The organism is Streptomyces colwelliae, assembly GCF_048158785.1.
In the GTDB taxonomy this organism is placed as follows: Bacteria; Actinomycetota; Actinomycetes; order Streptomycetales; family Streptomycetaceae; genus Streptomyces.
In genome coordinates this window covers 1-14,461 of the sequence record NZ_JBLTJC010000268.1, presented here as the reverse complement: position 1 = coordinate 14,461, position 14,461 = coordinate 1, and the positions used below count along the sequence as shown (strand labels likewise).

The following is a 14,461-nucleotide window of genomic DNA, read 5'->3' as shown; positions in this document are numbered from 1 at the left end:
CGGCAGCGGACCGCACGATGCGACAACCTCCGCCTCTGCGACCGGCGGATCCGCAGGCAACGAAAGGGCGTTGAGCGCTGCGGCAACCGTCCCAACGGCTTCCGCGGAATCCCCCCTCTCCCGTACGCGACCGACGCAACGGCCGTAGGCGTCTGGCCGGCCACCATCTGGCTGTGCGCGAGGGCAGTTCCCGGTCAGTGAGGACGCAGGGGTGTCACCGTGCCGTCTGCCCCTCCCCGCTCACCGCACCGGTCAGCGCGGTCCGCGCCAGATCTCGTAGCCACATGTGCGCGGGGTCGGTGTCGTAGCGCTGATGCCACGACAGGTAGACCGGGGCTGGTGGAAGGTCGAGCGGCAGAGGGAGCAGGACCATGCCGAGATCCGTGGCAGCCGAACGCGCCGTGGATTCGGGGGCGGTGACGACGAGATCGGAGCCGCGTGCGAACTCGAACGCGGCGCTTTCCGTAGGCGCGGTGACCACCACGCGTCGCGTGAGATCGAGGCCCGCGAGAGCGTCGTCGAGGATGTTTCCGAGCCTGCCGCGGCGCGAGACGGTGATGTGCTCGGCCGCGGCGTACCGCGCGGCGGTGACGATCTTGACGCGGGTGAGCGGGTGCCCCCGCCGTACGACGACGACCTGCGCGGTCTCGGCCACCCGATCGGCGTGGATCTCGGGTGCGCTCGGGCGGTCGGCGTTCGCGGCGAGGTCGACCTCGCCGCGGCGCAGCTCAGGTGTGTCGATGCTCGATTCCGCGATGAAGCGCAACCGCACGCCGGGTGCCTGCTCGCGCACGGCAGACAGAAGCGCGGGCCCGCCGAGGGCGACAAGCGCGTCGTGCCAGCGAAGCGTGAAGGTGCGTTCGAGCGTCGCGAGGTCGAGTTCACGGCTCGGCGCCAGCACGCCCCGGACCTGCTGGAGCAGGTCGTGCACCTGTTCCCGCACCGCGATCGCGTACGGCGTCGGGGTCATCGTGCGTCCGGTGCGCACCAGGATCTGATCCCCCGTCGTACGCCGGATCCGGCCGAGGCTGCGGCTCATCGCGGGGGCGGTGACGTGCAGGCGGTCGGCGGCGCCGGCCACGCTGCCTTCCTCCAGCAGAGCGTCGAGCGCGGCGAGCAGATTCAGATCCAGTTGCATGGGAGTCATCCTAGCCGTGCTTTACATGCACTTGATGTTAATGATGGCCTCTCCTACCGTCGGACTGCGGGCGCGGACGAACCAGGTTCTCGCCCGGTCGACCTCGATCCCCTTGCTCAGACGGGAGCACCGCCATGCCCGAATCGATGCACAACACCAGTGCTGCCACAGCCGCCGGCCCCGCCGTCACCTCCGACGCCGGCCTGCTCGCACAGACCGAGCTCGCCGTACGCACGGCGAGTGCGGCTCTGCGGGACCGCTTCGGGGACGTGGTCCCCTACCGGACCCGCGACGAGCTGATGCGCGCGCTCGCCGCCAACGACGCCACGGTCCTCGACGTCCTGCGCCCGCGTCTCACCGCCCTGCGCCCGGACGCCCGCTGGGTGGAGGAGGAGTTGGAGGGCGGCGCGCTCCCGGCCGGCGAATGGTGGGTGGTGGACCCGGCCGAAGGCAACGTCAACCACCTGCACGGCCTGCCGGAGTGGGCGGTGACCGCGACCCTCGTACGCGACAACCAGCCGGTGCTCACCGTGGTCCACCTGCCGATGACCGGCGAGACGTACACCGCGCTCGCGGGCGCCGGCGCTCACCTCGACGGCCGGCCGCTGCACGTGTCCCGGACCCCGGAACTCGGTCTGAGCATCGTGGCCACGAGCCAGGCCAGGCCGGACGAGGACGAGAAGGTCGTGCGGCGCGTCGGCGCGTCGATCACCGAGATGCTCGTCGAGGCGCTCGTGGTGCGGACATCCGTGCCCGCCACCCTGCACCTGGTGAACGTGGCCGCCGGCCGGATCGAGGCCTTCTGGCAGTTCGCCGGAGCCCGTGCGGACCTGCTTCCCGGGGCCCTGCTCGTCACCGAGGCCGGCGGACGGATCTCTGACGTCGAGGGCCGCCCCTGGACTCCGGAGAGCAAGAGTTTCCTGGCCGCCACACCCGACGTGCACGCCGATGCGGTCGGCACGCTCTCCCGCTGACCACCGACCACTTGGCACTTGGCACTTGGCACTGAGCGCTTTCGAGAAACAGAACGACCAGGAGGACCAGTTCAACATGAGCGACATCACCGTTCTTGGCGGCGGCCGCGTGGGCGCCAGTCTGGCCGGCGCCCTCACCCGGGCCGGGCACGAGGTGACCGTGGCGACCCGTTCACCGGGCGCCGCCGCGGACGCCGTACGAACAGCGCGCATCGTCATCAACGCCACACCGGGCGCCGGTTCGCTGGAGAGACTCGCCGCACTGCGCGCGGAGCTGCGGGGCAAGATCCTCGTGGACGTCTCCAACGCCACCGTCGACGGACCCGACGGACTGCCCGCCGGCCTGCTCTACCCCGGCTCAAGTCTCGCGGAGCGGCTCCAGGAGGCGCTGCCCGAGACGCTCGTCGTCAAGACGCTCAACACGATGCTTCACTCGGTGATGACCGCGCCCGCCACACTCGCTCAGACGCCCACCGCTTTTCTCTCCGGCACCGACCCGGAGGCCAAGCAGATCGTGCGCGGGCTTCTCCTGGACCTCGGCTGGCAGCAGGAGTGGATCACGGACCTCGGCGGGATCGAGACCGCCCGGGCTGTCGAGGCCGCGATCCTCTTCGTACCGCACGTGATCCGGTCCACCGGATTCGCGCCCTTCGCGATCTCGATCGCCCGCTGATCCGCGCGGGGGTGCCGTCCACGACATCCAGCTCGGCCCGACCTCACCTCACCTCACCTCACCTCACCTCACCTCACCTCACCTCACCTCACCTCACCTCACCTCACCGGGAACGGTACGGAGCCGGTGACAACAACTGGTGCCGGGCGCGAAGGTGTTCTCATGGTGCTGCGCTATCGGACCAACGGCCCGGAGTTCGACTTCCCGCCCTTCACCGGTCTGCCGCCGGTCCGTTACGTGCTCGCGTCGACCCCCCGGTGCGGCAGCAACATGCTCGCCCGCGCCCTGTGGCACACCGGGCTGGCCGGCTTCGCCGAGGACTACTTCGCCGACGCCTTCGTGCTGGACTTCTTCGAGCGGTGGGGGTTCGACTCCGACGATCCGCAGGAGTTGGCCGCGGGCTATGTGCGGCAGCTGATGACGTGCCGGACCAGCCCCAACGGCGTGTTCGGGCTGCGGATCCACGCTGGGCACCTCGCCGGCCTGGAGGTCGACCCGTACGACGTCCTCCAGGCACCCCGGTACATCTGGATCCAACGCAGGGACCGGTTGCGGCAGGCCGTCTCGTACACCATGGCCGAGCAGACCGGTGTCTGGATCCTGGACGGGACCTTTCTGCCGGAGGGCAGCACGCGCGCCCAACCCCGGTACAGCTATGAGGAGATCAGCCGGCATCTGCGGATGCTCGACCGCGACGCGTCGGTCTGGGAGGACTACTTCGGCCGACACGATGTCGTCCCGCACACCGTCGTCTACGAGGACATGGTCGCGAACTACGAAGATGGCCTGCTGGGTTGCCTGGGCTTCCTCGGTGTCGGCGCGCCCGCGTCGGTGCCGGCTCCGGGGATCAGGCGTCAGGCCGACGAGTTGACGGAGCGGTGGGTCGAGAGGTTCCTACGGGATCGTCGTGCTGAGCGGCCAGCGTCGTAGGCGGTACGGCGTCCACCACAGGTAACGCCCGGCGCGATGGACCAGGTTCTCGCGCAGGTGGCGCTCCAGGACCCGCTCCGTCGACGCCGACGCGACCACAGGGACGCCGTCCAGTAGTCCCTGGAACGCCGTGCTCCGGGGGGCGTTGACGACCAGGCGTCGGAAGGAGTCCCAGCGGTGGTCGCGGATCTCCAGGAAACCGGGGCCGCGGCGGTAGCCGCACTTCGCGATGTGGAACGAGCCGCGCCACGCCGTCACCACGTGGTCCTCGTTCTCCTCTCCCGTGGAGCCGCGGAAGACGCCTGTCGGGGGGTGCAGGTGGCTCAGCGCGCGCCACTGGGCCGGGTCGGGCATGCGCAGTGTCCAGTCCACCGCGATGCCGTGGCTGGTGAGTTCCCGGATGACGAGGAGAACGGCTACCGCGGACGCGCCGTCCGGATCGGTGAGGTCCACGGGTTCGTGCACCTGGATGAACTGGACGCCGGCGGAGGCGAGTTGTGCGACGGCGTCCACCGGATCGTCCGGCGGTCCTTCGAGGGTGCCGTAACGCATCCCCGGCAGGCGCATGGCCGCCGGGTCACGGTCCTTCCACAGCGTCAGCTCCGGCTTCATACGGTGTCTCCCCGGGCCGGGGCCGCCAGAGCCGGGACCAGCGATGTGCCGTCCCCGTGCAGTCCGGCGCCGTCGAGCCGCAGCAGGTCCTGGTTGGCCACTGCGGGCGCGACGTGCACGTAGTGGCCGCCCTCGGCGAAGACCAGGCCGAGGGTGCGCCAGCGTGCCAGTAGTTCGGCGACGCGCTCTTCCGTCACCTCGCCGGTCGACTCCCCTGCGTCCGCGCACCGGGCAGCCGTCTTGCGCAGCAGCGCTGCCAGGCTGTGCGGCGTGTCGAGCAGCCGGAACACCGTCACTTCGAACGGGTCGGTGAGGTCGAGAAGCCGCCAGGAGAAGTCCGGCCGGGTGTCGACCAGGACGATGTGCGTGTCGAGGTCGCAGTGGGTCAGGCGACTGCGCGGGTACGCCCGCGTCCAGTCGGCGACGGCCGCGCGCAGCCGGTCGAGACAGCCGCCGGCGATGCCCCGGTTCGGTGAGTCGAAGATGTAGACCAGGTCGGCGAGTTCGGCCTCCGGCAGGTCGTAGATGTGGTGGTAGTGCGAGGCGGGGCGCAGTTCGCCGAAGCCCAGTTCCGGCCGGTCGAAGTAGGGGCTGAACCGTTCGACCTTCAGGCGGGTGGAGTTGGCCGGCGGTCCGAGATGGTGCAGCGCGGGCAGTTGGTCGACGATCTCGTCGTAGTCCTGTTCGGTCTCCCCGGGGAAGCCGTAGAGGTAGTTCCAGCTGAGGTTGACGCCGACGGTCTCCGCGTCCCGCAGCAGCCGTACGTTCTGGCAGCCGCTCACCCCCTTGTCCATCAGCTTCAGCACCCGGCTGCTGAGGCTCTCCACGCCGGGCTGCACGTAGCTGACGCCGGCCGCGTACAGCGTCGCCAGCTGGTCGCGCCGCAGGTTCGACTTGATCTCGTAGCACAGCCGCAGGTCGTACCCGCTCTCCTGGAGAAGCGGGGCCATGGAGTTGAGGTAGGCCATGTCGAGGATGTTGTCGGTGACCCACACGTCGAGGACGCGGTGGCGCTCGACCAGGCCGAGGATCTCGTCCACGAACCGCCGCGGGTCCTTGCTGCGGAACTCCATGAACGAGCCGTTGAGACCGCAGAAGGTGCAGTGGTGCTTCTCGCCCCACCAGCAGCCGCGTGAGGCCTCCACCACCAGCCGCGGCTCCACCCAGCCGCCCGCGGTGGACCGCGCGTGCCGCTCGAAGTAATCGCCGTAGTCCGGGGTGACCAGTGCTCCCGGAGGCAGCGGGGCGGCGTCCATGGGATGGGCCACGGACCGGCCGTCCGGGTCGCGGCGGCACAGGCCGGGGATGGCGGCCAGGTCGTCGGCGTCACCGTCGCGGAGCGCGGCGAGCAGCCGTGGGAACGCGGTCTCGCCCTCGCCGCGCACCACGAAGTCGACGTGGGGGAAGTTGCGGTGCAGTGCGGCGCCCTGCGGGCCGTCGCAGTTCGCGCCGCCGAAGACGGTGGTGGTGCTCGGCGCCAGTTCCTTGACCACGCGGGCCGCCGCGAGGGCCGCCGCGTTCTGCGCGAACGTGGTGGTGAAGCCGACCACGTCCGGTGCCGTGGCGGCGATCTTGGCGGCCGTCTCCCGGACGAACAGCGGCGCGAGTTCGTGCAGTTCCCGCGCCTTGGCCAGCATGTGCTCCGGCATCTTCCCGCCGAAGTGTTCCGTGAACTCTGTTACCCGCCAACGGGGTTGACCGTTGAGCGCGGCCGAGAAGATCCACTCGCTGTGTCCGGAGAAGTACGAGGTCGAGCAGAACTCGTACTCCTCGAAGCCGTATTCCGTACGAGCGGACACCCAGTCGGCGAAGTCGAGGTTGGCGTGCACCACTTCGACGTCCGCGGCGCCGTCCGGGAAGACGTCGAGGATCCGGCGTTTGAGAATGCCGAGGGCGAGGGACGGCGCGTCGAGCGACGACCACGGCATGTCCACCAACACGATGTGCACGGCGGTTCCTCTCCCCGTCACCACAGTCCGCGGCGTGCCAGCGCCCGCCGCGCGGTCTCGCGCCGGTCCGACGGTTCGGCCTCGAAGGCCGCCGCCACCCGCCCGGACACCACGCCGTGAGCCAGCCCGGCGGACGTGGTGAAGTACGCGTAGTGCACGGGTTCCCCGTCCGCGGCGCGCTCGGTCGCCTCGGGGCGCTCGCCCGAAGCGGCCCCCCAGCTGGCTGCGGATGCCGCCGCGTACGCACGCACGGCTGCGTGGCCTCGGTCGGTGCGGGCGATTCCCTCCGCCTCGATCACGAACGACAGCGGCTGCTCGCACGTCAGCGCGGTGAACAGGGCGATCATCAGCTCGTGGGTCACGGTGTCGCGCAGCGCCCCTGACGCGGCGTCATCCAGCAGGTAGGACGCGAACGCCTCCTCCGCCGACAACCCGGGCACGGTGTACGGGATCAGCCGGAACCGGGCGAAGTGCGGTGAGCCGAGGAAGCCGGTGAGCAGACCGGACTCCGTGGCACCGGTGTCCTGGAGCAGCCGCAGGCTGCGCGGGAAGATGGTCGCGAGGCTGCCGCCGCTGCCGGGCCGCCAGACCTGGGAGCGCAACCGCCGTGCGGTGGTGTCCAGTTCGACCAGGTCGACGGAGGCCAGGCACTCCAGCTCGCCGGGATCCGCCGCCACGGCCTCGGCGCCCTCGTCGGCGAGGCGGGCCCGCAGGTCCGCGTCCAGCAGCAACCGCATGAGCAGGTCGGTCAGTTGCTCGCCGTCCAGCGACGCGTCCGGCTCCACCGGGGTCATGTCGCCTCCCCGCGCTGCCAGTCGGCGACCAGGTCTCGTAGCCGCGCATAGTTCCGCCGGGACTTCTCGACCAGTTGTCCGTCCTCGCGGTACATCGGGTCCTCGTAGGACACCCCGAGCAGGTTCGGACAGCGCGGCAGCAGATACGCGGTGAGCTCCAACTGCTCGTCCAGCAGCACGCCGTGGTGCAGGTCGCGGAACTTGCCACCCACGATCTGGCAGCCCGACAAGTGCAGTTCGCGGCAACGGGACAGGGGCAGGGCATCGATCCCGTCGTACATGCTGCTTCCCGTACGTCCCCTCAGCCACTGGTAGCTGAGCAGATGCCCGACGTCGAGCGTCACCCACACGTCGGCGTCGTCCGCCAGCCGGGCGAAGTACTCGAAGGCGTCCATGTGCCCCAGGACGAACGAGCCGCCCTCTGTGAAGCCGGGGAACTCGACGTGCAGCGGCGGATCGAGCAGCCGGGCCGCCTCCGCGACGTTCCGGGTGGCGAGCTCCAGGCCCGGTTCGGTCAGCGGCGGCGGGAGCGGGTAGGGCATCGGTATGCCGCGCAGGCTCCAGATGCCGAGGTCTTCGACCACCCAGGAAAAGCCGTAGCGGGCGGACAGTTCGTTGGTGAACTCGGCGGCCGGGCGGCGGTCATAGCGTTCGGGCGTGCCCATGTTCAACTCGGTCTGGTGGAAGGCGCGGGCCGATCCGGCGGGCACCGCCTCGAAGAAGCGGTCGTAGGCGCGCACGTAGTCGGCCATCCGTACGCGGGCGCGCGAGCGCGGCTGGAACGCGAGGGCCGAGTAGGCGAAGTCGCCGCCGTGGCGGTGCAGGAAGGCGCGGACCCGGTCGGTGATGTCTCCGCCGCCGTCGTCACTCTCCACGAATCCGATGCCGCGCCGGCCAAGGCGTCCGCCGCCCCACGGCATGTCCATCAGGACGCCCAGGCCCATCCGGCGCGGGGCCTCGGTGACGGTGACGGTACGGGCGCCGCCGGATGCGGTGCGCGGCGATTGCGTCATGACGAGCTCCTGGCTGAGGGGGCCGGGTCGGCTGAACGCACCGGATCAGGGGTGCCCGCCGCCGCGTCGGCCAGGCGGGCCAGCAGTCGGCTGCCGCGGTCGGTGCGGGCCGTGAGCAGGCCGTCGGCGCGTTGTTCAACGTCGTCGCGGGGAAGGGCGTAGAACCGCTCCCGGACGAGGTCGGCGAGGGTGACGCTGTCTTCCGAACGGTCGTCGGCGTACGCGGGCACGGTGCGTACCCACGCGTGCGGGCGCAGGGCCGCGACGGCGGGCGCGCGACGGCCGTTCGGGGCGGGGCGCGAGGGTGCCGAGGCATTCGTACGGCCCGGTTTGACGGTGTCGAAGATCCGCACCAGCCGGTCCAGTGCCTCGGTGCGCGTCGGGCCGCCGGGGACGGACAGGGGGTGGCCGACGCGGCCGGCCAGGTAGCTCAGCTCGGGGTTGCCCGAGAGGCGGTCCGAGGGGTCGAGGGCGAGGCCGTAGTCCTCCGGGCTGCCCACGAGTCTGCTGCCGGGCTCCGCCACCATCAGCTCCAGCGCGTCGATGCCGATCCGCCGCTCGTTGTCGACGAGGAAACGCAGGGACGCCTCGAACTCGTCCGGCGTCTCGTCCAGGACCTGGCCCATCACGGTGAACCGGACGGCGATGCCCGCCGCGTCGAGGTTGTCGAGGATCCGCTGGTAGTCGGCCGCGCGCACGCCCCGCTCCATCCGGTCCAGCAGGCGCTGCGAGGTGCCCTCGTAGCCGACCGAGATCATCGCGCAGCCGACCGCGGCGAGGTCGTGGCAGAACTCCGGGTCGGTCAGGGCGGATTCCAGTCGGCTGCGCACGCCGAACCGGACCCGGATGCCGCGTTCGCGTGCCGCGCGCATCGCTTTCAGGATCAGCCGCAGGTTGGTGTTCTCGTCCGCGACCGACAGGTACCGGGTGCCCGTGGCGCGGACCACGGCCTCCACCGCGTCGGCGATCTGGGTCGCTGTGCCCTGCTGGTAACTCCCTTGCGGGAGGGACCGGTTGCCGTACGAGCAGAACGCGCACCGCCCCCAGTAGCAGCCGACGCACGAGACGATCGCGAGCTCCAGGGCGTCGTTGAGATAGGAGCGGAACGGCAGTCCGGTGAAGTCGGGTGGTCCGAGGTCACGGAAGCGCAGGGTCACCGGTGGTCCTGTGCGCGGCCCGGCCCCGGCGCGTGGCAGCCAGGTCATGGCGGGCACGGCGGCGAGCGGAACCGTGCCGTCCAGCGCGTCCAGCCAGCGTTCGAGCGGCTGTTCCCCGGCGGTCGGGCACAGGGCGTCGACCGTCTCCCGGACTCCGGGCAGCCGGGCGAGACTTTCGTGACGGAGCATCACCTGCTGGCCGCCCAGACAGACTTGGGTGTCCGGAGCCAGCCGCCGGATCCAGGCGGCGATCAGCAGCGCGGGCGCGAGCTGACTGAAGAACGCCACGGACAGGCCGACCACCCGGGGGCGATGCCGGCCGAGCAGCTCGGTCACCAGGCGATGCAGTGCTGCGACCGGTACGTCCGACGCGGCGGGCGGCCGGTCAGCGGTCCTGCGTACGGCATCGTCGAGCCGACCGAGGTCCTCCCAGGTCCGCACCAGGAAGGTGTCGCGGACCAGCAGTTCGAGGGCCAGGGTGGCGAGCCGGACCGCGCGGTCCGGGCCCAGCTCGCCGGCCGACTCCTTGTGCAGGACGTGGGCACGCAACTCGCCGATGTGCGCGGCGAATACGTCGGCCACCGCTCGGCGGTACCAGTCGCTCACGGCCGTACCGTCGCCGCCCTTGTCCTGGGCGCGGACCGCGTCGTCCAACAGCGCGGGGCAGCGCAGCAGTTCATGGAGCACGGCGATGTTCAAGTCGGCCTGGTGGACCCGCCGACCCCTGCGGCGCAGATGGCCGGTCAGGTACGGCAGGCTCAGAAACGGGAAGAACCTGGCCTCGGTCTGCGGCGGGAAGATCAACAGGACGTCGGTGCGGGTACGGTCCGCCGACTGGCTGGACGGCACCACCCACCTCCTCGTCTCACCGGTCTCGTCCGTCGGAGAGTTGCCTCGGCTCCCGGACGCCCTAGTCGGGGATGTCCTCCGTGCTCTCCGCCGCGATGTAGGTGTACGTGTGGTACGCCGCGCCGAGCTTCAGCTCGCTGGAATCGATCACCTGGAGTTCTTCGAGTTCACCGAATTCCTCGTCGGTGAGTTTCTCGGGAGTTGCAGCAGTCATGATTTTCTTCCCTTCGCAGACGTGATGGGAATGTGCCGCTTGCCGTGTAGGGCGCCCACGCTAGCCAGACCGCTCGTGCGTCAACAGCCCATACGTCGTCGTTTAGTTGGGGCGACATTCAGCCAGGTCAGTGGCTCATTGCGACTCCGCGGCACCAAGAGGCGCAGCAACCGCCACAATGACCATGACTCATAATCGCCCTCGGCATCGGGCGGTTCGGAAGAATTGCGGGCAACGCCGTTCTGCTGCTGGGGGTCCGTTTGTACCGCCATGTCGATGCGGCCGTTGTTCGAGCGGCGGCCCGGCGTCCCGACCAGCCGGTGGTCTGGCCGGACCTGACCGGCCCGTCCGCGCACCAGGAGTCGTGGCGAGCGTGGCTTCAACAGATGTGGCAGGCAACGGATTTCGCCACCGCGGTCGAGTTCTCCAGCCCGGATCTGGCGAGACGCGTGCACCAGATATGCGTCGGCGAGCCGGTGCCGGATCTCGCCGTGCGGCGCACGGTGCTTTCGGTATTGCGCTACCTGCTGCGCGCCCGCTCACGTGCCACTCCGTTCGGCCTGTTCGCCGGCGTCGCGGCCGCCCGCACACGGGCCACTCCCCTGCTGCGTGCGGGCACCGGGCACCGGGCGGTCACCAGACCGGACGCGGCATGGACCGCGGCGCTGGTCGACCGGTTGGAGGAACACCACGCGCTCCGGCCCCAGTTGACGCTGCTCGCTTCCAGCCTCGCGTTCGAGCGCGACGGACGCCTGATGATCGAGCACCGCGCGAGCAGCGCGAACGACGGCGACCCCGTACACGTGGGGATACGCGCGACCGGGCCGGTCCGCATGGCCATGAACGGCGCACGGGCGCCGGTTCTGTGGACAGTTCTTGCCGAGACGCTCTCCGCCGGTTTCCCGGCCGCTTCGCCCACCGCGATCGAGAACCTGCTCGCGAATCTGGTACGACAGCGATTCCTGATCACCGGTCTGCGTCCCGCGGTAACGGCCTCCGACCCGATCGCCGCCCTGCTCGGACAGGTACAACACCTGCCCATGGCCGCCGAGTTGCGCGAGGTCGCGGCGGGCCTGGCACGGCACGACGACGCGACCTCGGGCGCCCCTGCGCACGCCCGCGCCGAACGCGCCCGGGTGACGGCCGCGATGACGCGACTCTGTCCCGCCGCGAAACCCGCGCTCGCCCTCGACCTGCGGTTGGACTGGGACCTCGTGATCCCGGAGGCCGTGGCCGAGGAGGCGGCATCGGCCGCCAGGGCGCTCACCCGCTTGGCGCCACGGGCGGTACTGAGCCCCGGATGGACTGCCTGGCACGGCCGCTTCCTTGAGCGCTACGGCCCGGGATCGGTCGTACCCGTCCTGGACGCCATCGACCTCCTGGGCTACCCGTCCGGCTACCTCGGGTCCACAGCCGCGCCGCCGGGCCCGACACTGACCGCCCGTGACAGCCGGCTACTGGGGCTCGCGTACACCGCCGCGATGCGACGCCGCCACCACGTCCGACTCGATGACGCCGCGATCGACGAACTGGCGGTGGTGGATCCCGGCCGTCCCGTGCAGCCGAGCACCGAGGTCACCGTGCGGATCCATGCCGCGAGCGTATCCGCCCTGGAACAAGGGGAGTTCACGCTGCACGTCGTCGGGGTGGCCCGTGCGGCCGGAACGGCCACCGGGCGGTTTCTCCACCTGTTCGACGCCGACGACCGCCGCCGGATGACCGACGTGTACGCCGGCCTGCCCGGCGTACAACAGGACGCGTTGATCGCGCAGATCAGTACCACCCCGCTGTACATACGCTCGGCGAACGTCGCGCACACCCCGCAGGTGGCGGAGTTGGTGATCCCTCTGGGCGACTACCACGGCCCGGACACGGGCCAGTTGCCCGTGACGGACCTGGCGGTGACCGCCGATGCCGAGCAATTGCACCTGGTCTCGATCTCGTGGCGCCGCCCGGTTCACACGATGCTGCTGAACGCGGTGGATCTGACCCAGCACACCCATCCGCTGGCGCGGTTCGTGGTCGAGGCACCGGTGGCACTGGCCGTCCCGTGCACCGGGTTCTCGTGGGGAGCCGCCGTTTCCGGCCTGCCGTTCCTGCCCGAACTGCGCTACGGGCGCACCGTACTGTCCCCGGCCCGCTGGACGCTCGGCGACAACGATCTGCCGGACGCGCGGACGCCGTGGCCGCAGTGGGACAAAGCCCTGGCCGAGTGGCGTCGTGATGTGGGCCTGCCCGAGCACGTGTACCTGGGCGACGGAGACCGGCGCATGAACCTGGACCTGGCGGAGCCCTCGCACCGGGTCCTGCTCCGTACCCACGTGGAGCGCGACGGCAGAGCGCTGCTGCGTGCCGCACCGGAACCCGGGGACCTGGGCTGGACCGGCGGACGAGCCCACGAGATCGTCATACCCCTGGCCGCTGTGGACCAGCCCCGGGCACCGGTCCGCGAATCGGGCGACGTCGTCACTCGGGAACACGGCCGTCTGCCCGGCTGCGGCGACCTGCTCTCCATCAGCCTGTACGGGCACCGCGACCGCCAGGATCCGCTCCTGACCCGTCATCTGCCGTACCTGCTCGGGGAGTTGGGCGAGCCCCGCTGGTGGTTCGTTCGCCACCGCGATCCCGAGGACCACCTGCGTCTCCGTCTGGCCTGCGCGCCCGGTGCACTCGGCACCGCCGTCGGGCATATCGGCGAGTGGACCCGGCGGCTTCGGCGCGCGGGCCTGATCACCCACGCGAGCCTGGAGACCTACTTCCCGCAGACCGCGCGCTTCGGCGGTCCCGCGGTGATGGAAGCGGCCGAGGAGTATTTCGCCGCCGACTCGGCCGCCGTCCTCGCCCAACTGACCGCGCAAGCTGGTCCGGTCGCTCCCGACGCTCGTGCGGTGACCGCCGCAAGCATGGTGGACATCGCCGTCGGCCTGCTCGGGGACGACGCGAAGGCGATGCGCTGGCTGGTCGGGAACACCCACACGGACAGGAGCGCCCCTCGCCGAGCGGTCTACGACCAGACCATCGCCCTGACGACCGCCTCCCGCACGCCCCAGTCCCCCGACACCCCGGTGCTGGACGCGCGCGTCACCGCGAGCTGGTCCGCACGCCGCGCCGCGCTGGCCGCCTACCGCGGCGCGCTCGAGAGTGCGGGGACGCTGCCCCCGCAGGACCTGCTCCCGGACCTGCTGCATCTCCACCACGTCCGCATGCACGGGCCGGGACTTCCCGAGGAACGCGCACACCTGCACCTGGCCAGAGCCGCCGCACTGAGCTGGACGGCACGAGCGAGGAGAACATCGTGACCGCGACAGCCTCGGGCGCCATCGTGCGGTCGGCCGCCGCCCGATCGGCCCGCGCACTGGCCGACCGCGCACCGTGTGGCCCGGCGGTCAGCAGGCGGTACGCACCCGCTGGTGGTCACCTCGGCTGATAGGTGATGGCCAGCACTGAGACGGTGACCGGGTCGGGCAGAAGGCCCTCACCGTTCACGTCTGCACGGCTCACGTCGTGTGCGCTCGGCGTCATCGCCACCAGGTCCGGCCCGGGCTCTGCGAGCATGCCGTGGGGATCTCGATACGGGCGACCGAATCGCACGACGCGATATCCCGGCGAACCGGGGTAGCCGCCAGGCACACGGCGGTTGGACGCCCATCCTTCAAGGAGAACCATGCTCACACTCACGTCCCGTCGTCTGCGCGGCACCGCCCGTCGGGTCTTCGGCTGGCAGCACTTGCGCCCGGCCCAACTGAGCGCGATGAAGGCCGTGATGAAGGGCCGTGACGTACTCGCCGTCATGCCGACCGGCGCGGGCAAGTCCGCCGTGTACCAGGTGCCCGCGGTCCTGCTCGGCGGTCCGGTCGTGGTCGTGTCGCCGCTGATCGCGCTTCAGCGCGACCAGATGCAGAGTCTGCTCGGATCAGGCGCGCTGCGCACCGCCGCCATCAACTCCGCGCAGCGCCGAAGCGACAACGAGACGGCATGGGCCCGCATCAGCGCCTCCTCGGTCGACGTGATCTTCCTCGCTCCTGAGCAACTCGCCAAGCCGGACGTCACGGACCGGCTCGCCGCCGTCCGTCCGCGGCTGCTGGTGGTGGACGAGGCACACTGCGTGTCGTCCTGGGGGCACGACTTCCGGCCGGACTATCTACGGCTGCGCCACGC

At 70.7% G+C, this 14,461-nt stretch carries 13 protein-coding genes; 5 read left to right on the top strand and 8 right to left on the bottom strand.

Annotated elements, in window-relative coordinates; all coding sequences use genetic code 11:
• Positions 1-214 precede the first annotated feature (214 nt).
• On the bottom strand, positions 215-1,138 hold the full coding sequence (locus ACNFOC_RS38150) for a LysR family transcriptional regulator (protein WP_416963603.1): 924 nt from the start codon (positions 1,136-1,138) through the stop codon (positions 215-217).
• Between the two features lie 134 nt (positions 1,139-1,272).
• Here ACNFOC_RS38150 and ACNFOC_RS38145 point away from each other — a divergent pair, with 134 nt between their 5' ends.
• The 3 genes from ACNFOC_RS38145 to ACNFOC_RS38135 all read left to right on the top strand — a co-directional run bounded on the left by ACNFOC_RS38145 (position 1,273) and on the right by ACNFOC_RS38135 (position 3,715).
• On the top strand, positions 1,273-2,112 hold the full coding sequence (locus ACNFOC_RS38145; protein WP_416963602.1) for an inositol monophosphatase family protein: 840 nt from the start codon (positions 1,273-1,275) through the stop codon (positions 2,110-2,112).
• Positions 2,113-2,188: 76 nt separating this feature from the next.
• Positions 2,189-2,785, top strand: a complete 597-nt coding sequence (locus ACNFOC_RS38140; protein ID WP_416963604.1) for an NADPH-dependent F420 reductase — start codon at positions 2,189-2,191, stop codon at positions 2,783-2,785.
• A 162-nt stretch (positions 2,786-2,947) separates the two neighbouring features.
• Complete coding sequence (locus tag ACNFOC_RS38135) at positions 2,948-3,715, top strand: Stf0 family sulfotransferase (RefSeq protein WP_416963601.1); 768 nt, start codon at positions 2,948-2,950, stop codon at positions 3,713-3,715.
• Here ACNFOC_RS38135 and ACNFOC_RS38130 read toward each other — a convergent pair.
• From ACNFOC_RS38130 to ACNFOC_RS38105, 6 genes are all read right to left on the bottom strand, one after another.
• Entirely contained in the window at positions 3,680-4,327 is a 648-nt protein-coding gene (locus ACNFOC_RS38130; protein WP_416963600.1) for a DUF5825 family protein, read from the bottom strand. The genes ACNFOC_RS38135 and ACNFOC_RS38130 overlap by 36 nt on opposite strands.
• On the bottom strand, positions 4,324-6,276 hold the full coding sequence (locus tag ACNFOC_RS38125; RefSeq protein ID WP_416963599.1) for a RiPP maturation radical SAM C-methyltransferase: 1,953 nt from the start codon (positions 6,274-6,276) through the stop codon (positions 4,324-4,326). The genes ACNFOC_RS38130 and ACNFOC_RS38125 overlap by 4 nt, the downstream gene beginning before the upstream one ends.
• A gap of 17 nt (positions 6,277-6,293) precedes the next feature.
• A complete protein-coding gene (locus tag ACNFOC_RS38120; protein WP_416963598.1) occupies positions 6,294-7,070 on the bottom strand; it encodes a hypothetical protein in 777 nt (258 codons plus the stop codon).
• Complete coding sequence (locus ACNFOC_RS38115) at positions 7,067-8,083, bottom strand: multinuclear nonheme iron-dependent oxidase (protein WP_416963597.1); 1,017 nt, start codon at positions 8,081-8,083, stop codon at positions 7,067-7,069. The genes ACNFOC_RS38120 and ACNFOC_RS38115 overlap by 4 nt, the downstream gene beginning before the upstream one ends.
• A complete protein-coding gene (locus ACNFOC_RS38110; RefSeq protein ID WP_416963596.1) occupies positions 8,080-10,089 on the bottom strand; it encodes a B12-binding domain-containing radical SAM protein in 2,010 nt (669 codons plus the stop codon). The genes ACNFOC_RS38115 and ACNFOC_RS38110 overlap by 4 nt, the downstream gene beginning before the upstream one ends.
• Positions 10,090-10,150: 61 nt before the next feature.
• Positions 10,151-10,303: a hypothetical protein gene (locus ACNFOC_RS38105; RefSeq protein ID WP_416963595.1), complete on the bottom strand. Its 153-nt coding sequence runs from the start codon at positions 10,301-10,303 to the stop codon at positions 10,151-10,153.
• Positions 10,304-10,689: 386 nt separating this feature from the next.
• On the opposite strand from ACNFOC_RS38105, the gene ACNFOC_RS38100 reads away from it, so the two are divergent.
• Complete coding sequence (locus ACNFOC_RS38100; protein WP_416963594.1) at positions 10,690-13,602, top strand: lantibiotic dehydratase; 2,913 nt, start codon at positions 10,690-10,692, stop codon at positions 13,600-13,602.
• Positions 13,603-13,717: 115 nt separating this feature from the next.
• Here ACNFOC_RS38100 and ACNFOC_RS38095 read toward each other — a convergent pair whose 3' ends face one another.
• On the bottom strand, positions 13,718-13,858 hold the full coding sequence (locus ACNFOC_RS38095) for a hypothetical protein (RefSeq protein ID WP_416963593.1): 141 nt from the start codon (positions 13,856-13,858) through the stop codon (positions 13,718-13,720).
• Positions 13,859-13,967: 109 nt separating this feature from the next.
• Here ACNFOC_RS38095 and ACNFOC_RS38090 point away from each other — a divergent pair.
• On the top strand, positions 13,968-14,461 hold a 494-nt coding region (locus ACNFOC_RS38090), incomplete at its 3' end, for a DEAD/DEAH box helicase (protein ID WP_416963592.1).

Coding starts and splice junctions, on each gene's coding strand:
- ACNFOC_RS38150 (WP_416963603.1), bottom strand. CDS start 1,138: ATGCAACTGGATCTGAATCTGCTCGCCGCGCTCGACGCTCTGCTGGAG.
- ACNFOC_RS38145 (WP_416963602.1), top strand. CDS start 1,273: ATGCCCGAATCGATGCACAACACCAGTGCTGCCACAGCCGCCGGCCCC.
- ACNFOC_RS38140 (WP_416963604.1), top strand. CDS start 2,189: ATGAGCGACATCACCGTTCTTGGCGGCGGCCGCGTGGGCGCCAGTCTG.
- ACNFOC_RS38135 (WP_416963601.1), top strand. CDS start 2,948: ATGGTGCTGCGCTATCGGACCAACGGCCCGGAGTTCGACTTCCCGCCC.
- ACNFOC_RS38130 (WP_416963600.1), bottom strand. CDS start 4,327: ATGAAGCCGGAGCTGACGCTGTGGAAGGACCGTGACCCGGCGGCCATG.
- ACNFOC_RS38120 (WP_416963598.1), bottom strand. CDS start 7,070: ATGACCCCGGTGGAGCCGGACGCGTCGCTGGACGGCGAGCAACTGACC.
- ACNFOC_RS38115 (WP_416963597.1), bottom strand. CDS start 8,083: ATGACGCAATCGCCGCGCACCGCATCCGGCGGCGCCCGTACCGTCACC.
- ACNFOC_RS38105 (WP_416963595.1), bottom strand. CDS start 10,303: ATGACTGCTGCAACTCCCGAGAAACTCACCGACGAGGAATTCGGTGAA.
- ACNFOC_RS38100 (WP_416963594.1), top strand. CDS start 10,690: ATGTGGCAGGCAACGGATTTCGCCACCGCGGTCGAGTTCTCCAGCCCG.
- ACNFOC_RS38095 (WP_416963593.1), bottom strand. CDS start 13,858: ATGCTCGCAGAGCCCGGGCCGGACCTGGTGGCGATGACGCCGAGCGCA.